17 protein-coding genes, 3 tRNA genes and 1 pseudogene are annotated in these 19385 nt (G+C 56.9%); 10 read left to right on the top strand and 11 right to left on the bottom strand.

Annotated features, from left to right (window positions below):
• Positions 1-221 precede the first annotated feature (221 nt).
• From AC0L4F_RS10100 to AC0L4F_RS10075, 6 genes are all read right to left on the bottom strand, one after another.
• The gene (locus AC0L4F_RS10100; RefSeq protein ID WP_244687986.1) at positions 222-440 is read right to left on the bottom strand and encodes a hypothetical protein; all 219 of its coding nucleotides are present in this window, start codon (positions 438-440) and stop codon (positions 222-224) included.
• 56 nt (positions 441-496) lie between these two features.
• Positions 497-1084, bottom strand: coding sequence for a tyrosine-type recombinase/integrase (locus tag AC0L4F_RS10095; RefSeq protein ID WP_244687984.1), 588 nt, complete (start codon positions 1082-1084; stop codon positions 497-499).
• Between the two features lie 15 nt (positions 1085-1099).
• Positions 1100-1177 (bottom strand): phage integrase central domain-containing protein, encoded by a 78-nt coding sequence (locus tag AC0L4F_RS10090; protein ID WP_473446469.1) that lies wholly within the window; start codon positions 1175-1177, stop codon positions 1100-1102.
• Positions 1178-1181: 4 nt separating this feature from the next.
• On the bottom strand, positions 1182-1631 hold the full coding sequence (locus AC0L4F_RS10085; RefSeq protein WP_244687982.1) for a tyrosine-type recombinase/integrase: 450 nt from the start codon (positions 1629-1631) through the stop codon (positions 1182-1184).
• A gap of 1927 nt (positions 1632-3558) precedes the next feature.
• Positions 3559-4194 (bottom strand): hypothetical protein, encoded by a 636-nt coding sequence (locus AC0L4F_RS10080; protein WP_244687980.1) that lies wholly within the window; start codon positions 4192-4194, stop codon positions 3559-3561.
• A gap of 527 nt (positions 4195-4721) precedes the next feature.
• Positions 4722-5339: a recombinase family protein gene (locus AC0L4F_RS10075; protein WP_244687978.1), complete on the bottom strand. Its 618-nt coding sequence runs from the start codon at positions 5337-5339 to the stop codon at positions 4722-4724.
• Between the two features lie 739 nt (positions 5340-6078).
• On the opposite strand from AC0L4F_RS10075, the gene AC0L4F_RS10070 reads away from it, so the two are divergent.
• Together AC0L4F_RS10070 and AC0L4F_RS10065 are read left to right on the top strand one after the other, a co-directional pair.
• Positions 6079-7806, top strand: a complete 1728-nt coding sequence (locus AC0L4F_RS10070) for an ORC-CDC6 family AAA ATPase (protein ID WP_244687976.1) — start codon at positions 6079-6081, stop codon at positions 7804-7806.
• The gene (locus tag AC0L4F_RS10065) at positions 7803-8633 is read left to right on the top strand and encodes a hypothetical protein (protein WP_244687974.1); all 831 of its coding nucleotides are present in this window, start codon (positions 7803-7805) and stop codon (positions 8631-8633) included. The genes AC0L4F_RS10070 and AC0L4F_RS10065 overlap by 4 nt, the downstream gene beginning before the upstream one ends.
• Positions 8634-8965: 332 nt before the next feature.
• On the opposite strand, the gene AC0L4F_RS10060 is transcribed toward AC0L4F_RS10065, so the two are convergent.
• Positions 8966-10330, bottom strand: a complete 1365-nt coding sequence (locus AC0L4F_RS10060; protein WP_244687972.1) for a site-specific integrase — start codon at positions 10328-10330, stop codon at positions 8966-8968.
• A gap of 93 nt (positions 10331-10423) precedes the next feature.
• Positions 10424-10498 (bottom strand) — tRNA-Thr (locus AC0L4F_RS10055).
• Between the two features lie 137 nt (positions 10499-10635).
• Here AC0L4F_RS10055 and AC0L4F_RS10050 point away from each other — a divergent pair.
• The 5 genes and pseudogenes from AC0L4F_RS10050 (at position 10636) to AC0L4F_RS10030 (ending at position 15633) form a co-directional block, all read left to right on the top strand.
• Positions 10636-11190: a hypothetical protein gene (locus AC0L4F_RS10050; protein WP_244687970.1), complete on the top strand. Its 555-nt coding sequence runs from the start codon at positions 10636-10638 to the stop codon at positions 11188-11190.
• On the top strand, positions 11187-11516 hold the full coding sequence (locus AC0L4F_RS10045; RefSeq protein WP_244687968.1) for a hypothetical protein: 330 nt from the start codon (positions 11187-11189) through the stop codon (positions 11514-11516). Before AC0L4F_RS10050 ends, AC0L4F_RS10045 begins: the two co-directional genes overlap by 4 nt.
• Before the next feature lie 102 nt (positions 11517-11618).
• A pseudogene (locus tag AC0L4F_RS10040) lies at positions 11619-15058 on the top strand (pyruvate carboxylase).
• 391 nt (positions 15059-15449) lie between these two features.
• A tRNA-Gly gene (locus AC0L4F_RS10035) sits at positions 15450-15523 on the top strand.
• Between the two features lie 35 nt (positions 15524-15558).
• Positions 15559-15633, top strand: a tRNA-Gly gene (locus AC0L4F_RS10030).
• A 235-nt stretch (positions 15634-15868) separates the two neighbouring features.
• On the opposite strand, the gene AC0L4F_RS10025 is transcribed toward AC0L4F_RS10030, so the two are convergent.
• The gene (locus AC0L4F_RS10025; protein WP_244687966.1) at positions 15869-16108 is read right to left on the bottom strand and encodes an Lrp/AsnC ligand binding domain-containing protein; all 240 of its coding nucleotides are present in this window, start codon (positions 16106-16108) and stop codon (positions 15869-15871) included.
• 133 nt (positions 16109-16241) lie between these two features.
• On the opposite strand from AC0L4F_RS10025, the gene hisB reads away from it, so the two are divergent.
• Positions 16242-16829: an imidazoleglycerol-phosphate dehydratase HisB gene (gene hisB / locus AC0L4F_RS10020; protein WP_244687964.1), complete on the top strand. Its 588-nt coding sequence runs from the start codon at positions 16242-16244 to the stop codon at positions 16827-16829.
• 22 nt (positions 16830-16851) lie between these two features.
• Here hisB and AC0L4F_RS10015 read toward each other — a convergent pair whose 3' ends face one another.
• Positions 16852-17505, bottom strand: a complete 654-nt coding sequence (locus tag AC0L4F_RS10015) for a DUF2306 domain-containing protein (RefSeq protein WP_244687961.1) — start codon at positions 17503-17505, stop codon at positions 16852-16854.
• Between the two features lie 111 nt (positions 17506-17616).
• On the opposite strand from AC0L4F_RS10015, the gene AC0L4F_RS10010 reads away from it, so the two are divergent.
• Complete coding sequence (locus AC0L4F_RS10010) at positions 17617-18267, top strand: TetR/AcrR family transcriptional regulator (protein WP_244687959.1); 651 nt, start codon at positions 17617-17619, stop codon at positions 18265-18267.
• Positions 18268-18282: 15 nt separating this feature from the next.
• On the top strand, positions 18283-18921 hold the full coding sequence (hisH, locus tag AC0L4F_RS10005) for an imidazole glycerol phosphate synthase subunit HisH (protein WP_244687957.1): 639 nt from the start codon (positions 18283-18285) through the stop codon (positions 18919-18921).
• 26 nt (positions 18922-18947) lie between these two features.
• On the opposite strand, the gene AC0L4F_RS10000 is transcribed toward hisH, so the two are convergent.
• On the bottom strand, positions 18948-19337 hold the full coding sequence (locus AC0L4F_RS10000) for a DUF2147 domain-containing protein (RefSeq protein ID WP_244687955.1): 390 nt from the start codon (positions 19335-19337) through the stop codon (positions 18948-18950).
• Positions 19338-19385 lie beyond the last annotated feature (48 nt).

Raw genomic sequence — 19385 nt, 5'->3', positions numbered from 1 at the left:
CTTTACACAAATCTGGAGGAGTTTTAGGGGCGCAGGTCAGTTCGACCAAACTTCCGCGTGAAAACGCTCTCCAATGTGGAACGTCCAATTCCAAATCCTTGATGTGCCAACCAGCGATAAACCAAGCTGGCTCTCTACACTTTAGCGCCTTGATCTTGGCAACCATTTGAAAGTCTACGCCTTCGGGGCCCCGCAGGGTTCTGGTTCCGTGATAGTTGATTTCAACATAACGACTTTTTTAAATCTTCAAATGACCGTTTGCTAAGCTTACCGCGAAGCTCTTGTTTGATACCTTGAATGTCTTGGCTGAATTGTTCTGCCAGCTCTGGGAACTTTGGCCCAACCGACGGTCGCGCTTCTGGCTTGTTCCAATCTGACAGACTGCCCAGCGCGTCGTTGATGATTTCGTCGACAAGTTTTTCTTTGGCGTGAGCTGCCACTGAACTGGTCTTTTCATCTGATCAAGAGAACTTGCCCACCAATCTGCGAGCTTCACTCATTCCTCCCAATGATCCCCTCTTGCATAGGCCCGCCGCACTTCGCTCCTCTCGACTTGCGCCAACGCCCGTTCAATCGCGTCTGGATGCCAAAGCCCGCTTTCGTTTGCTAAGGTTGAGAATGATACGCGAAAGCCATGCGCAGTCATTTCGTCTCCAGAATATCCCATGCGGCGCAGCGCGGCGTTCAGCGTGTTTTCCGACATAGGACGTTTCCATGTACGTAGGGACGGAAACAAGTACTCGCCGTTGCCATTCATCCGACGCAGCTCGTCAAGAAGCGCAATCGCTTGTGCAGGAAGGGGCACAACATGATCACGGCGCATTTTCATCTTTTCAGCTGGGATGGCCCAAACCTTGTTGGAAAAGTCTATTTCGGCCCACTTGGCATGGCGGATTTCTCCGGGACGTTGGGCAAGCATGGCTAGAAGCTGCAAACCGATGCGCGTCGTAGCTTGACCGTCGAAAACGTCGATCTCACGTAACAATTGGCCCAGCGCCTTGGGTTCTGTAATTGCGGCGCGGTGAACACGTGTCGGACGGATCAGTGCATCGCGAAGGGCATAGGTTGGATCAACCTCTGCCATACCGCCAGCGACGGCTTAGCGAAACACAGACCCGATCCGCGCCCGCAGGCGGTGGGCCGTTTCATAGTTACCCTTCGCCTCAACCTTTCGCAGGGCCTTAAGAAATCATTGGTGCGGTGATCTCGGTTATCGGGCGACGTCCAAAATCGCTATTGGCAAGTTTCAGATGGTATGCCGTCTTGTCCAGCGTGGCCTTTGTCTTGCCCTCCTTGCGCTGTTTTTCCAAAAACTGAGCACCGATCTTTTCGAACGTCTGCCCCGCTTCTTCCCGCTTCACCCTTTTTTCGGTTTGCTTGGCTTCGCTGGGGTCAATCTTTGCCGCGACTTTGGCGCGCGTCTCGTCTTTGGCCTTGCGGGCCTGTGCCAAGGACACGTCTGGATACACGCCAATCGAAAGCAGGCGCTCTTTTCCGTAAAGCCGGTACTTCATCTGCCAAAGTTTGGAGCCGTTCGGCTTTACCAACACGAACAATCCCTCAAAATCAGAGACTTTGAACGCCTTTTCACGGGGCTTAAGGTTGCGGACCTGAATACCTGACAATGGCATGGTTGGGGGTATCACTTTGCCGACTCAAATTTGATATCCCCCACAATCACCCCCAATCAGGGGGTATTGTATCGGATGCAGCTAAACAGCATCGGACAAAGGGTGATCACGAAACCCTTATAAACAAGGGTTAATCGGATGTCATTGGATGATTTTGGATAAGAAAATGGTGCCCCCACACGGGTTCTGCCGTATCCACAATCCTTTGTTTACACTCAATTATTAGCAACGGTTTTGGCTGTTGTGTAGTGAAATGTGGATACAGCCGCAGGCCGATGTTGGAGACTTCCACCCTCGGAATGCCTTTGGCAATCGTGGCGGGGTCTAGCGCGATCACGCCGCCCCGATATTAGCACCCAGACGGCATTGGTAAGCTCTCAGAGGCCCCTAAGGCTCGATCTAACACGCTGGGCAGGGCCGCATAGGCTGCACCGCAAGCCCCTCACATCACCGCTCAGAGTCCCTGCCATGTGGTCGCGGGAAAGGTGCGATGGTGACACCTTCCCCGGTTCTTTGCGGTCTGCTTACCAAGTCAGCCGCACAGCCCATGACGGCAGGCACAGTTGCCATTCACCGGGCCAGCGGATGAGGTAGACCCATGGCTCATGCCGGTGGATGCGCGGGGATTTCTCGAATTGTATGGTCATGGTCGTGCCCTCCAAGGCGATGGTTACATCTGTCAGAAGGAAGGTGCCGCCGGTCGTGGAATAAACCCACAAGTGGACTGGTCGTCACCCTTCCACCGGATACAGGATTAGGCCGATCAAGGGAAGACCATCGGACGGGGAACGGACTGTCTCGGGGGAACCTTCAAGGGGACGAATTTGGCCAGACCCATGTTGTCGTTTGAGGTGTCTTCTAAGGTGGTCGGTCTGTCGGGTCATCCAGAACAAGAAGCCCATTACAGGGAACAGACCCAGCCAGCTTTGATAGTCTTTCATGTGCCGGGGTCTGTATCCCAGATGGAGTGTCTTGTCGGACGATCTCCGACCGATGATCCACCCTCACAACTCCGAGCCAGTCATCCGTCATGTTCGTTGCGGTGCCGGGGTCGGTATCCTGTCACATCTATTCTTTGTCAGGTGATCCCCGACCGATCGACATCTTGAAGGCCACCCCCGACGATCCCGCAACGCACCCTTATATATATTGGGTGAGGGTGGATTGTGCCGCCATCGCTCTTGTTCGGTCGTCCGGACACCCCGGAAGTAACCCCGGAATGTCCCCTATATATACTGGGTGAGGGCGGATTAGCCGTTCCGCCCCGCCCGTTCCTGCGCCAGTCGCATATTCCGGATACGTTGCAGGAACGCCGCCGGGTCTTGTTCGTAGCAGGCTGTTGCCGGTCTATCCGACCCCCTTGGGTGAGGGTGGATTTCTCGAACTTGGTCACTGTGCGGCACTGGGCTGTTTTCCACCTTGCCTGTTTCAGGTTCACCGGCGCGGCCTGACACCCAATCCCAGACCCGGCAATTCAGAAGACGTTTGGCAAACCGATCTGCCAGATACGGCACAGGGGGATAAGCACGGCTGTTGCGGAAACATGTGGCTCTGTCGTGGTCCGCCTTGGTGAAGTCTGGTCGGGACAGAACGCACCGCAGATGCGTATCGCCGCCCCGGGCCGCGTCCAGCCAGGCCTTGAGAAGCCCCAGACGTTGCCTTGGCGGGGTCGCATGGTAGGTTTCGTTCAACCATGCCAAGGTGGCCCTTTGACGGCGCTTCACATACCGGCGGTCGGGGCTGTCACTGGCGGACGTTGACCCACGAGCACTGTTTCGGCTGGCCTTCTTCTGACAAGCCGGGATGCAATACATCTGGTTCTTTCGGCGCGGCTGAAATCTGGAACCGCAGCTGGGGCAATCCCGGGTCGTTGAAGGGACACGGTCGCCCGCACCCCCCATCGCAAAGCCCTCGATAGGGTCAAGGCTCATTGGTCGGCCGCGCCACGGCTTTTACGGGCCAGCGCCCGGCGCACTTCTACGGACGCCCTGTAGTTGCCCAGAGTGTCAGTCTTGGCGCGACCCACGCGGCCCTGTGCTGTTCCGGGCTGGCCGAGAATGTAGAGGTTGGAACGCCGCAGGTTGAGTGGGTTGCCATCCCGTGTCCGGGCTTGTTGACCTGCCTTGGCGTTGGTGATGATCCGGGTAACCGCCGCTTTCTGATAACCAGCCGCGACCGGCACAGCGATGCGCACCTGACCAAACCGGCGGTTTTCGCCCTTGTGATTGTAGACCCAAGCCGCATCGAAACCGCCTTCCAAAAGGTCAATCCAGATACCGAAATCTGTCACGGCCCAGACAGGACGACCGGAACGCGGGTCGTTCATCGGGATAGAAACCAAAAGCTGTCCGCCTTCGATTGTCAGGCGGGCTTTGCGGCGCTGGTGGCCAGCCGTGCGGATAACACGGTTTGCCTGGCATTGGATCAAATGTGCCGTGCTTCGGCGGTCGATCAGGTCGAAGTATTCGGTCAGAGTTGTGACGCCATAGACCCGCCCAAAGTCACGGGCAATGATCTGGTCGGCTGCGGATCGTGCGAAAGCACGGGGGTTGATAGGCTGCATGTGGATGCTCCTTGAATGCAGATGTATGAGGGGAAGCCCACGAGGGTGACGTTGGGCGTGAACGCAAGAAGCCCCCCAAGCGGAACTCGGGGGGGTACTTTGCGGGGGGAGGGGTCGTCTAGCGCCGCCTCAAGGGCGGGCGTTCTGTCGATTGGCCCAGGATGAGGAGCCCTTTGAGGGGGCAAAACCGGCGAGCCTTTATGGCTTTGCAGGTGCTGGGGTCAGTCCGCTATTCCGTTTGTTCTGTCAGGTGATCTCGAACCAAAAGGCGCACCGAAAGATAACGAACCAGCCAATTTTAACGATCCCAACGGGACGGGGGTAGTATTTCTCAAAATGCTCGCGTCTCTGGGTTATCTGTCAGGTGTGAGAACGAGAGGACAGGTCGAATGAAACCAAATAGGTTCTCCAACTGGGGCAACCCTAAATTGATGCGGGCGGGTATTCCAATTCTATGCAACTTTCGGATTCGTGAGCTTTGTCAGAGGCTAACAGCTCCCCTGCCTGCGCGACATTGAAATCTTGATTCAAACTTTCCTGTCACCAAGTATCCGATAAACAGACGCCCTCCCTATGCCCAGACGCCGGGAAATCTCGGTTGCGCCGACCCCATCTGCCGCCAGTGCTATGACTTCATCGGCCTTCGCCCGTGCGGTCGGCTTGCGGCCCTTGTATTTCCCCGCAGCCTTGGCCTTGGCGATGCCTTCGCGCTGGCGTTCCAGCATGATCTCGCGTTCAAACTCTGCCACGCCGCCCATGATCGTCAGCATCAGCTTGCCCGTGGGGGTGCCCGTGTCGATCCCCATATTGAGGATACGCAGCGCAGCACCCTTGGCGGTGAGCGTTTCAAGTATCTCCAAAAGGTGCTGCGATGACCGCGCCAAACGATCCAGACGGGTCACGACAAGGGTATCCCCCGCCCGGATGTGATCCAGCGCCCGCGCCAGCTCATGCCGTTCTTTCACATCGACCGACGACACCTGTTCGATGAAGAGCCGCTGGCATCCGACCCGTTCAAGATCACGGCGTTGGGCCTCCAGCCCTGCCTTCTGGTCAAGGGTGGACGTGCGGGCGTATCCGATCATCTGGCCCGTATGCGGGGCCGTCTGGGTGTCGCTGCGGTCGGGGATGGTCTCAAGGGTCATGGCGATGCCTCACTGTATCACACGGGTCTTAGATGTTCTCTGCTGATTGCCTCAAAACGTCAATAGACATTCTTGTGAGACGCTTTCGAGGTGTGACTGAGACGACTCACTGGGGCTTGCCCTATTGAGACAGGTCACCCTGTCGGGCCACAGTTCCCCACCCCCGGCCTGACGATTTCCCCATCCCGCACGGTCGCACGATGGACCGTCAAGCACCCCGCCCCCTACAAGGTCACACCCCACGGCACCCTCGCGGGCGCGTGTGCAAGGGGCATGGGGGGAAACCTGTGATCAGTGATAGAGCGGTTGGGGCTTCAGAAATGCGACCCAAAAATAGGGCGGGAATCGGAAGTTCGCTGAAGAAGCGGAACGCACAAGCCGTCGACTTATGAAGCGGACATTCAATTCGTTCAGACAGCCTGAGCGCTACCGGGCCCCGCAAGTCAAGCAAAGGCTTAGACATTCGCAGAGCATGTGATACCTCAGCCCTTAGATATCGATCATTCGGTGCTACGAATGTAGGCTGAACGCATTGTAGCGTCCGCGACGAATAATGACATAGAAGGCTTGAAATGATCGGAGTGATCATGGTCCAACGACCCAAATGGACTTGCAAAACTATGCTGCTCAGGAAAGGCTGCTTGGTCTGAACCCCGTCCGTTTCGAATGGGTAATTCGATCGGAAGGCTCTGAAATGAGGTCGGAAGCGATTGTTTGTATTAGATAGGAATGCGAAGAAATGACGTCAACTGGCCTGACTGACGAACCAAATGAAGTGCTACCATTCGAAGAGAACTTCGTTGAGCAGGCGGAGTATATCGACAGAGACAAGTTTCTATTACTTGCCGCTGAACACCCGAACGAGGCCAGTATCCTAAAGAAGCTGATGGGCGGCGGGGCAAAGTTGCTAATCGGGCCCAGAGGGTGCGGCAAAAGCACCCTGATGCGCAAAGCGTTCTATCGGATTCTTGAAAATGATGCGGAAAAAGCGGTTCCGATTTACGTGAATTTCAAGCTAGCACTGAAGCTTGAGCCATTCTACGTGAGCGGGCCAAACGCTTCGTATTGGTTTAAAGCTTGGTTAGTTCTGAAGGTGATTGCGGCGGTTTGGGACACAGAAGAACAATCAGACAGTCTTACACTGCCGGGTGACTTCCCGTCAAAGGCCAAGATTACTAGGTTAATCGATGCACTTGAAGCTAGCCGGGCCGACGGAGACCTAGTCGAACAATTCACCATTAGCTTCCTCTCCGAGCTTGTAGATGACCTTTCTGTTGAAAATGGTCTGAGGAGGGTAGTCATCTTGATTGATGACGCGGCGCATTCATTTTCGGAGAAACAACAAGAAGATTTCTTCGATTTTTTCAGAGCTATAAAATCACGCCTAATTTCACCAAAGGCAGCTGTATATCCTGGAATCACGTCTCATTCGGCCAGCTTCCATGTTGGTCATGATGCCGAACAAATTGACGCTTGGGTAAGGCCTTCAGGAATTGAGTATGAAGACTTTATGGTTTCACTCGCTAAAAAGAGGTTTGAGGGCACCGGGCTCGATTTTGTTTCCAAGAATGAAGAAGATATTAGATTTCTAGCCCATGCGTCATTTGGCATTCCTAGAGGTTTTTTGGGCATGCTAAGATCTATCTACAATTCTCCCGATTCCTATACGACGTCAGATGGATCGTTGAATAAAAACAAAGTGCTGCGCCTGTCGCGAGCAGGACGGGATATGTCGCACGCGGTCTTTGATTCATTGACTGCAAAGCTCCCTTCTTACGAAAGCTATGTCAGAAATGGATCAAAGGTTTATCAAGCCATCCTTTCTCAAATAAAAGAATATAATAAAGGTAAAACACTAGAAAAACAGGGATTCCAATTTGCCATCAAGACACCTGTCGGATCGGATATCGATAAGGTATTTGGGTTTTTACAGTACTCCGGTCTTATCATGCCATCAGGATCAATATTGAAAGGTGAAAAGGGCTCGTTCCAGCACTATCAAGTTCACACCGGTGATATTACCACTGAAAACATCATTGTGGGCAGCAGGACCAAATCCATTTCCTCTTTTCTAAAGGTTATACGCGCTCCTAAGCATCAAGCTTGGCCCCGACTTACGACGACATCAATCCTCGAAACCGCTGGGGTCGGTGCCGAAGATTTCGTCCTCTCGCTACCTCTATGCCATGTTTGCTCAACTCCCCGAAGCAATCCTGAAGCCAGATTCTGTTCCAACTGTGGTGAGCAACTCAAGCCGTCTTCGACGTATGAAGCACTTGTGCAACAGGACATATCGGTCCTTCCCATTTCAAAACGAATGGAAACGCGGATCAAGAAAAACTCCAGCATTCGTAAAGTGCGCGATATCCTTATTGATGCCAACAGAGAGGCATTGCTTGGCATTCCCTATGTTGGAAAAGTACGAGCTCAGAGGATTGTTGGACATGCTGAAGAGCACGTATCATGAACTTCTCTATCGTAGATTACGTGAATGCTGCGCCTTCTTCGAGCAGCATCGGTTCGATAGACGCATTTTTGAAAGAGACCCAATTTCCAAGCCCCATCGACGCATATGTTGAGCACTCACGCAGTTTACTTTCATATGGAACAGCGAAACGATTGTCTGAAAACCAGCACCTAGGAGGTTTGCTCTTGCTGGGCTCGGTTTCAGCGGCAGAAGCATACTTTCGTTCTATATTATCGGTGACACTGGAATCATGTCCCATCTGTCGGCAGGTGGCTGCGGAAAAGCAGATAAATCTTGGTGGAGTGCTCTGGCACGGGCATGCAGAATTCAGAAGGAGCGCGTTCGAACACCTGTCTTTCAGCTCCAAAGCCGAGCTTGTTAAAGCCGCCCGAGGTTACTTGAGTTTCGAATTGAAGGACTCAAGCTTCAAGGGCCCCCTTGAACAATTCGATATAGCTTGTCATTTGCGCCACGGGATCGTCCATAACGGTGGAGTCCTGCCCGGGAGGAACGCAGTTCAGATCGAGGCCAGAAGGTATAGCAATCCGGTTCGGATAGCTGTGGACTTTGCTTTACTGCAGAGAACTATCGAAGCTGTGGATACTCTGGTGCTCACATTCAACCGTGAATTGTTTGGGGAGATGTGTAAACGTTGGGCTGTTGACTGGCGACAGCGAGGGGATTGGGACTTTTCAAAAGAAGAAAAGACCTTCAAAAGACTGTGGGACACATTTTTTTGCAAAGAACTTAATAAAACTAGAACTGGAAGATCAAAGTTATCGCGCAATCGGTGCCTCGCTGAAGTTCGCAGTGAATACAATCTTTGAAAGGCTTGGGCCAATGGTGCAGTTTTAGCGAATGCCGAGTTCGCCCGTATTACCGTCAAACGCTTATTGAAATTGCTGCGCTTGTGCGTCAATTTCTGCTTCCGGGAAGCTGCAGTGCAGCGACGAGGAACAATGCGGGCGGCCCCAATGTGCCGAGGCTGTGTGAAAACGCAGATTTCGCGCAACGCGCCCGAATAATTTCCCGGGAGAGCGTCAATTTCCGGCCCCAAGGAGGGCGAACGTGTACTGATTCCGGCTTGACGAGAACATCGTTCCGGCACTCGGAGGCCGCGGGGGAGTTTTCACACAGCCTCGGCCGATTTCGACGTAGATCATGGCGCAAAGAAGTGGACGTTCAAACTCCGTTCAAGTGCGAATCGTTTTTGTTCCAGCGACACCGCTCCACCATAAGCCGCATCCTCTCCCCGCCCAAAGGCATGGCCCATGATCGCCGTTTGGGTATCGTGGAAAACCTCCGCCGCCCGAAGCCTGTCCTTCATGTTGTGGCGCAGGCTGTAGCAGACGTGGCGCGAGTCTTTGGTCAATGCCCGTATACGCTTGTTCAAGGCCGCTGACAGCCGGTCCATCCCGCCCTCACCGTAGACACGCGGGAACGCCGGGGCAGTCGGATCGTTCACGCCCCTCACGGCTTGCTTTGCGGCGTCCAGTGCGGGACCGATCAAGGGCACCTTTCGGGTAGACCATGAGGTTTTCAGCGTCCGGTCGTCGCGTTCGTGGATCACGATATGCGGAACGGGATGGCCCAGAACAATCTCACCTGCCTGTAGCTGACTGATCTCGCTTGGTCGTGCGCCCGTGAAGTCCAACAGCGTCCAGATGGGCAACAGGTCGGGTCGCTTCTGGCGCAGCGCTGCATAGACCCCCTGAATGACCTCTGGGGGCAATGCCTCACGTTCCATCTGGCGGCTGACCTTGGCCTTGGGCAGCTTCAATTTGCTGAACGGATTGACGCCGCCCGCGTCCAATTCACTTTGTGCCAGTCCGATAACGGCGCTCAGATCGTTCTTTTCGCGTTGGATCGTTGTGGGCGATGCGCCGCCCGCCAGACGCATATCACGCCATTTGCGGGCATCCTCTCGGGTCAGCTTGGACGTGGCCTTGTCCGCCCCCACAGCGGCGATCAGGTGGCGTTCGGCGCGGGCAAAGCGCTGCACCTGCTTCTTGCGCTGTTCGGGCAAGGTCTTGGCGTTTTCCTGCAAGTAGAACTTGAAGGCATCTGTCAGAGTTGGTTCGGGGGGCGTCTGGGGGACGCCAGACAACAAAGCGCTTGCCGTTGCCGCCACATCATCCGGGACGCCGTGATATTCTCCGGTATCGGGGTCTTGGTAACGGTCGATCAGCCGTTCGGCTTTGACTTCGCGCCACGTGCGTTCGTTGTCGTCGCGTCCGGGGCTGAAAGGGTCTGCATTCCATCCTTGCAGCATGGCCGTAAGCCGCGCCCGTTGTTCAGCAGGCGAAAGCCCCGTGACGCCATTCTTAGCCAACGCCAGCATGTGTTCGATTTTTTGGTGGAAGGGGCCATAGGCGATCAGCGCCTCTGCGGTCGTGCGACCCAGCGTCTTGACGAACTCTGTTTGACCAACGCTCGCCAACAGCGCTTTGGGGACGCGCCTGCGGTAGATCAGTTTTCCATTTCGGGGGTCAGGTTTGACATACTTCACGGCTATCAATCGCATAGCTACATCCGCCTTGTGGATACGGATGTGGATACAGACGCGCAAGAACCATCAACATATATCAACAAAAACAGATATATAGGAGAGAATTGATGGTGCCCCCACACGACTCGAACCGCGGACCTACTGATTACAAATCAGTTGCTCTACCAGCTGAGCTATAGGGGCACGTCGCGTCCGTTTAAATCCAGATTTGACTCTGGGCAAGAGGAAAATCACAGTTTTTTTTCAGGAATGGCAAAGCGGGTTTTCCCCGGCGCGGGCTGGGCTATAGTGGCGTGGAAATTGTTGACACTGTGAGTTCCATGCAAGTTATTCTCCATGCCAGCGCCCACGCCACCGACGAAGACAAGCTGCTGCGCTGTTTGTTGCGCAATGCGGATGCTCTGCGGGATCGTGGTGTGGCCGTGCCCGGGCCAAGCCGATACCGCCAGATTCTCAGCGGGGCGCTTGGTGCATTGACCAAGGCAGATCCGGCCCCGGATGCACGCGACATCATGCTGGACACGATCCTGGATGAGGATGCCGAGAATTTCGATCGCCTTATCCTGAGCCAGGACCACCTGTTTTGCGTGCCCAAGATTGCCATCAGCGCCGGCCTGCTTTACCCCAAGGCGCATGAGCGGCTGATCAATGCCCAGCGATTGTTCAAAGATGACACCCTGGAATTGTTCATCGGGTTGCGCAACCCGGCCACCTGGCTGCCAGCGGTCTTTGAAACAACGCCGCACCAGGACTTCCAAAGCTTTCTCAATGGCGCGGACCCGGCATATCTGCGCTGGTCAGAGCTGTTTGAACGCCTGCAGGAACATCTGCCCGATTTGAAAATCACCGCCTGGTGCAACGAAACTCTCCCTTGATCTGGGGCGAAATCGTGCGCGCGCTGGCCGGTCTGCCATCCGGTGCCAAGATCAACGGGGCCTTTGATTTGCTGTCCCGGATCATGTCGCCCGAAGGCATGCAGCGGTTTCGCGGCTTCCTGCGGGACCACCCCGGCATTCCAGAAGTCCAGAAACGCAAAGCCATGCTGGCCTTTCTCGACAAATACGCGCTGGAAGACGAAGTTGACGAAGAAGTCGACATTGCCGGCTGGTCTGATGATTATATCGACCTGCTGACAGACATGTACGACGCGGACGTGGAACGCATTGTCAACATGCCAAATGTGACTTTTATCGCGCCATAAGCCCACACAATAAGCGATTCGCAGCGATAATCAGACCGTTTCTGTTTACCCCGGCATTCGGAACGTCTAGTTATGCTGCATTGCAACAAACGGAAGCCTGGAATGCCTGACTTCACCAAAATCCTTATAGCCAACCGTGGCGAGATCGCCATTCGCATCATGCGCGCCGCCAACGAAATGGGCAAAAAGACCGTCGCGGTCTATGCCGAAGAAGACAAATTGGGCCTGCACCGGTTCAAGGCGGACGAGGCCTATCGGATTGGCAAGGGCATGGGACCGGTTGCGGCCTATCTGAGCATCGAGGAGATCATTCGCGTCGCCAAGCAATGCGGGGCGGATGCCATTCATCCCGGCTATGGGCTTCTGTCTGAAAACCCTGATTTTGTGGATGCCTGCGACGCCAATGGCATCACATTCATCGGCCCCAAAGCGGCAACCATGCGCGCCCTTGGGGACAAGGCCAGCGCCCGGCGCGTTGCGGTCGAAGCCGGAGTGCCGGTCATTCCCGCGACCGAGGTTCTGGGCGACGACATTGCCGCAATCAAGAAAGAGGCGGCCGAAGTTGGCTATCCCCTGATGCTGAAAGCCTCCTGGGGGGGCGGCGGACGCGGCATGCGGCCGATCTTCTCCGAAGATGAGGTCGAGGAAAAGGTCCTGGAAGGCCGCCGCGAGGCCGAGGCCGCCTTTGGCAACGGCGAGGGTTATCTGGAAAAGATGATCACCCGCGCCCGCCACGTCGAGGTGCAGATCCTGGGCGACCAGCAAGGCAATATCTATCACCTGTACGAGCGTGATTGTTCCGTCCAGCGGCGCAACCAGAAGGTCGTCGAACGTGCGCCTGCCCCCTATCTGAGCGAAGCGCAGCGCGAAGAGATTTGCGAATTGGGCCGCAAGATCTGTGCGCATGTGAACTATGAATGCGCCGGCACCGTTGAATTCCTGATGGATATGGAAACCGGCAAGTTCTACTTCATCGAAGTGAACCCGCGCGTCCAGGTGGAACACACCGTCACCGAAGAAGTCACCGGCATCGACATCGTGCAGGCGCAGATCATGATCGCCGAAGGCAAGTCTCTGTCCGAGGCCACCGGCAAATCAAGCCAGTATGACATCCGCCTTAACGGTCACGCGTTGCAAACCCGCGTCACCACCGAAGACCCGCAAAACAACTTCATCCCCGACTATGGCCGCATCACTGCCTATCGCTCGGCCACGGGCATGGGCATCCGGCTGGATGGCGGCACCGCTTATGCGGGCGGCGTGATCACACGTTATTACGACAGCCTGCTGACCAAGGTCACCGCCTGGGCCCAGACCCCGGAAAAGGCAATTGCCCGCATGGACCGCGCCCTGCGCGAATTCCGCGTGCGCGGTGTCAGCACCAACATCGCCTTTGTTGAAAACCTGCTGAAACACCCGACCTTCCTCAACAATCAATACACCACCAAATTCATCGACGAGACGCCCGAGCTTTTCGATTTCAAAAAGCGCCGCGACCGGGGCACCAAGGTGCTGACCTATATCGCCGACATCACGGTCAATGGTCACCCAGAGGTTCAGGGACGGCCAATGCCGCACCCCGAATTGAAACCGGCAAAAGCGCCGGTTTCCCGCGCGGCACCGGCACCGGGCACCAAGACCCTGCTGGACGAAAAAGGCCCACAGGCAGTTGCCGACTGGATGCTCAACGAAAAGAAACTGTTGATCACCGACACCGCGATGCGTGACGGACACCAGTCGTTGCTGGCCACCCGCATGCGGTCAATCGACATGATTCGTGTTGCGCCAAGCTATGCCGCCAATCTGCCGCAGCTGTTCAGCGTGGAATGCTGGGGCGGGGCGACGTTTGACGTGGCGTATCGCTTCTTGCAGGAATGTCCGTGGCAGCGTCTGCGCGACCTGCGTGCGGCGATGCCCAATGTCATGACACAAATGCTGCTGCGCGCGTCGAACGGTGTGGGTTATACCAACTATCCCGACAACGTGGTGCAGTTCTTTGTGAAACAGGCCGCTGAAACCGGCGTTGACGTGTTCCGCGTCTTCATTCGTTGAACTGGGTCGAAAACATGCGCGTGGCGATGGATGCCGTGCTGGACGCGAACAAAGTCTGCGAAGGCACCGTCTGTTACACCGGTGACATCCTTGACCCGAACCGCGCCAAATATGATCTCAAATATTATGTCGCGATGGGCAAAGAGCTGAAGGCCGCCGGCGCGCATGTGCTGGGTCTGAAAGACATGGCCGGGCTGATGAAACCCGCCGCTGCCGGTCCGCTGATCAAAGCCCTGAAAGAAGAGGTCGGCCTGCCGATCCACTTCCACACCCACGACACATCCGGCGCGGCAATTGCCACCATCATGGCGGCGGCACAGGCCGGTGTGGACGCGGTTGACGGTGCGATGGATGCGATTTCCGGCAACACCTCGCAGCCGACCCTCGGCTCGATTGTCGAAGCCATGCGCCACACCGAACGGGACACCGGTCTGGACATCAGCGCCATCCGCGAAATTTCGAACTATTTCGAAGCGGTGCGCGGTCAATATGCGGCATTTGAGTCTGGCATGCAGGCCCCGGCGTCCGAGGTGTATCTGCACGAAATGCCCGGCGGTCAGTTCACCAACCTCAAGGCACAGGCGCGCAGCCTCGGGCTTGAGGAGCGTTGGCATGAAGTGGCGGAAACCTATGCCGATGTGAACATGATGTTCGGCGATATCGTCAAGGTCACGCCCTCGTCCAAGGTGGTCGGTGACATGGCCTTGATGATGGTCAGTCAGGGGCTTACCCGGTCACAGGTCGAAGACCCGAAAACCGATGTCGCCTTCCCCGACAGCGTGATCGACATGATGCGCGGCAACCTGGGCCAACCTCCCGGCGGCTTCCCCAAGGGCATTCTGAAAAAGGTGCTGAAGGGCGACAAACCCAATCTGGAACGCCCCGGCAAACATCTGAAGCCTGTCGACCTCGAAGAGGTCCGCGCACAGGTCTCGAAAGAGCTTGAGGGGCTGGTCGTCGATGACGAGGACCTGAACGGCTATCTGATGTATCCCAAGGTGTTCATGGATTACATGGGCCGTCACCGCACCTATGGTCCGGTGCGCACCCTGCCGACGCATACCTTCTTCTACGGCATGGAGCCGGGCGAAGAGATCACAGCCGAAATCGACCCCGGCAAGAAGCTGGAAATCCGGCTTCAGGCCGTCGGTGAAACCGGCGAAGATGGCGAGGCCAAGGTGTTCTTTGAACTGAACGGCCAGCCACGGGTGATCCGTGTGCCCAACCGCAAGGTCGCGGCCTCCAGCAAATCCAACCCCAAGGCCGAGGTTGGCAATGCAAACCACATTGGCGCCCCGATGCCCGGTGTGGTGGCCACTGTTGCGGTCAAGGCCGGCGACAAGGTGAAAGAAGGCGATCTTCTTCTGACCATCGAGGCGATGAAAATGGAAACCGGCATCCACGCCGAACGCGATGCAACGGTCAAGGCCGTACATATCCAACCCGCCGGTCAGATCGACGCAAAAGACCTGCTGATCGAACTGGAATAACCCTCCGGTCCGGTTTGCAAGGCCGGCGCACTTGGCCATAGGCCCCCTGACCCCCGCTGCATCTTCGGAAGCAGCGGGGGTTTTTATTTGCCGCCCAGGGTCTTTCCCGGCCTTGTGACCGTCGGTCCAGCGGCGCTGTCGCCTTGTCCCCCCTGTCGATCCCCTGCCCCCCTTCTGGTGGCGCACCAAACCTCAGGCCGCAGATGGTGCAATGATTTCGGGACCGACCAACCAATCCCGATGTGCAGCCCCCTTTGCCGGGGTCAGTTTCCTTGTGATCGGCGAAACCAGAGCCCCTCTGACAGGCCAAAGACAAAAAGATCGCCCGGAACACCAATTTCCTCTTGCAGCCCGCGCCAACAGTTTATAAATCCCGCACACCCAATGGTATGCGGGCGTAGCTCAGGGGTAGAGCATAACCTTGCCAAGGTTAGGGTCGGGCGTTCAATCGCCTCGCCCGCTCCATTAGGTAACCCCAGGTCAGAGATGGCCAAACGGATGCGGGCGTAGCTCAGGGGTAGAGCATAACCTTGCCAAGGTTAGGGTCGGGCGTTCGAATCGCCTCGCCCGCTCCAATACTTACGATAGATGACATCGGATCTTATCCGGCGGCCGAACGGACGGTATCAAAGAGATACCCCCCTTCGGGGTCGTCGTACGCAATGGCACTGCGCACAGCCCCCTCAATCACAAACGGCTTTCATTTCAACTCTTATGCGCAAGCCCAACCTGTGCGCGATCAATCCAGCCGCACTGGAGCAAGCCGGGCTTGGTCAGGAACATTGCCGCAGTGCCAGCCTTGAAGGCGGCTTAAAACGCCTTGAACGTCAGCGTGGTAAGCGACCGCTCAATACCGGGCAATGTCAGCAGATTGTCATTGATGAATTTGCCCACGTCCTGACCTTCGGGAACGTAAAGCTTCAGCAAAAGATCGAAATCGCCGGTGGTCGAATATAATTCGGAGTGGATTTCATGCCGCACGATTTCCTCCGCGACCTTATAGGTCTGGCCGGGGGTGCAACGGATTTGAACAAAGACACAAGTGGTCATGGCGCAGGTCTCCCTCTTGGCGCGGAGGCTGACACAGTGGCCCGGCACGCACAAGCCGCGAAAACCATCGCCCCGCCCCTTGGCCCGCCCGGGCGCGGGGCCTATAAGGCGCTGACCTGACAGGAAGACCCCGATGCGCAAAGCCACGATCACCCGCGAAACCGCCGAAACCAAAATCAATGTCACGATCGATCTCGATGGATCGGGCAGCTATGACAATCAGACCGGCGTCGGGTTCTTTGACCACATGCTGGATCAATTATCGCGCCACTCGTTGATTGACATGACAATCCGGGCTGACGGTGACCTGCATATCGACGACCATCACACGGTCGAAGACACCGGCATCGCCATTGGTCAGGCGCTGGTCGCCGCCCTTGGCGACAAGAAGGGCATTCGCCGCTATGGCTCCTGCCTGTTGGCAATGGATGATGCGCTGGTGCGCACGGCGCTGGACCTGTCGGCGCGGCCGTTTCTGGTCTGGAATGTCGATTTGCCGTCCCCGAAGATTGGCAGCTTCGACACCGAATTGGTGCGCGAGTTCTTTCAAGCGCTCAGCACCCATGGCGGCATCACCCTGCATGTCGACGCGCTGCATGGCATCAACAGCCACCATATCACGGAAGCGGCATTCAAATCCGTGGCGCGTGCGCTGCGCGAAGCCGTGGAAACCGACCCGCGCAAGGCCGACGCAATCCCCTCGACCAAGGGCATGCTCTGACGGCAGGGACCGATTGGGCGGGTTACCCCGCCCCTTCCACTGTCTTTGCCACAGGTTTTGCCACCGTCTTTGACGGGGCCACGTTTCGCCGGATCATCCATTCCGCCAGGATGGCGTTTGGGATCCAGCAGGCCCAGGCCACGACCTGATACCCAAGGTCGATCCCCAGCGGCATCGCCAACAGCGGCAATTCCAGCCGCAGGGTCACCCCGGCAAAGGTCAGCGCAGCTGACCGGATCATCCAGATCCGATGCGCGGCCAAACGCCCTTGCATCGCCAGCCGCACTGCCTGGGCCGTGACGCCCATCCACAGCACCGCCAGCACAGCAAACCCCAGCCCCGCGACCGGCCCCCCCGAGGTATGCGCCGCAAGCGGCAGCGACGCCACGCCCGACACCAGCACGCCAACCGCATAAATCCGCCCGAACCACCGGTGCAGCTTTGGGCGGCGGATGCGCAGGTCGACACTGAATTGAAACGGCAACAGAAACAGCACCAACGGCGCAACACCGATATGGGCATAGAGCGCCAGGGCACGCGGTTCGATGTGATGCGCCATGAAATCCATCGACGCCTCTACCCCCAACGGAATGAACCGCCAGGCAACCAGCGCAACAAGGATCGACAACCCCCAGAACAGGGCATTTCGGATCTTTTGAAAGTTGAATGTGACCATGGGCTTTGTCCTTGCGATAAATGTGTCGATGTAAACTTGACAGTGTAAACTTGACACCGTCAATATTCGACCGCACTTGACGCTGTCAAGTCACAATCCTATCCCCGCAGGATGAGCCAACACCCAGACAAAACCGGCCACCACCACGGCAACCTGCGCGCCGCGTTGATCGAAGCGGGAATCGCGCTTTTGACCGAGGGCGGGTTGGATAATCTGTCACTGCGCAAATGCGCCGCGCGGGCCGGTGTGTCACATGCCGCCCCGGCACATCACTTTGACGGGGTGGACGGGCTTCGGATGGCCATTGCCGCCGAAGGTTTCGCCCGGTTTCGCCAGAGCATGCTGGATTTCGCGGACACCGGGCCGCAAACGCCCCGCGACCGTCTGCGCAATATCTGTCGCGGCTATCTGGCGTTTGCCCGCAACAATCCCGCGCTCTATGACCTGATCTTCAGCTTTCGGGCCAATTCAAAACTGATTGATCAAATGCGGTTGAATTCCGCCCCGGCCTATCAGGTGCTGCGCGACACCTGTGCGCCTTTTGTACCCGCCGGCAAAGATCCGGTCGAAATCGAAACCCAGGTCTGGTCGCTGGTGCATGGCTATGCGCTTTTGAATTGTCAGGGCGATTTGGCGGCACACCCACGCCGGACGATGCGGTGCTGTCCGTGCTTGACCATATTGGCAGCCCCCCTTGACCCTGCGGGGAAATTGCGCGACGCCTTTGGCGGATGCGCACCGCACATCTGCACATACCAATAGACCAAAGGCCGCCCCATGCTAACTGCCCTCATCGACTATGAATCCGGCAACCTGCATTCCGCCGAAAAGGCGTTTCAACGCATGGCCGCCGAAGTGGACGGCGGCGATGTGGTGGTGACCGGCGATGCAGATGTGGTGGCCCGTGCCGACCGCATCGTCCTGCCCGGGGATGGCGCCTTTCCCGCCTGCTGGAAACAGCTGAAGGGGCATTCCGGCCTCTATGATGCCATGGTCGAGGCGGTCGAGGTCAAAGGCCGCCCCTTCATGGGAATCTGTGTCGGGATGCAGCTGATGGCCACCTGGGGGCGCGAATACGAAGACACGCCGGGGCTGGATTGGGTAAGCGGCGAAGTGGTGAAAATCACACCACAGGACGACAAGCTCAAAGTGCCGCACATGGGCTGGAACGATCTGGTGGTCAACCATCCGCATCCGGTTCTGGCCGGGATTGAAACCGGCACCCATGCCTATTTCGTGCATTCCTATCATTTCCGCGTGGAAAACCCGGCGGAACGGCTGGCCCATGTTGACTACGCCGGCGATGTGACTGCGATGATCGGGCGCGGCACGATGGTCGGCATGCAATTCCATCCGGAAAAAAGCCAGGCCAACGGGCTGCGCATGATCGCAAACTTCCTCAACTGGGCGCCGTGACACACCCGAATTGAGGCTACGGCAAATTAGTTTGCCCGTTGCCAATGCTGGCTTTTGCAGACCCCGACCGCACAGCCCTTGACCGTGAGTTTGGTGCCGGACACCTGCATCGTGGCGGCATAATCGCGACCAAACAGCGGCACATAGACCCGGCCCCCGTCATAGTGCCCCGGGCCTGCCGCCTTCATATCCCAGATCAGCTGCTTGCCCACATTGGGCGTCACAATCGGCTGGCCGTTCGGGTCAAATGCCTTGATCAAGGTGCCACAAAGCGCCGCGCCACAGGGCGTGATCTGGACAATGCCGGTCTGCCCCTTGGGGTCCGGCGGTGACGCCCAAAGCCCCTCGGCCGATTGCGCTGATGCGGCTTTGGCCAATGTCATCGCCAAAACCGCCGTTACCAGAATTCGGCCCATGGCCGATCTCCTATCCATATACGACGCATCCGCTGCGCCGAGTGGATT

It is taken from the genome of Marinovum sp. J2-8 (assembly GCF_055808435.1).
Note: the sequence above shows the minus strand (reverse complement) of the source record. Positions and strands in the feature narration are given on the sequence as shown.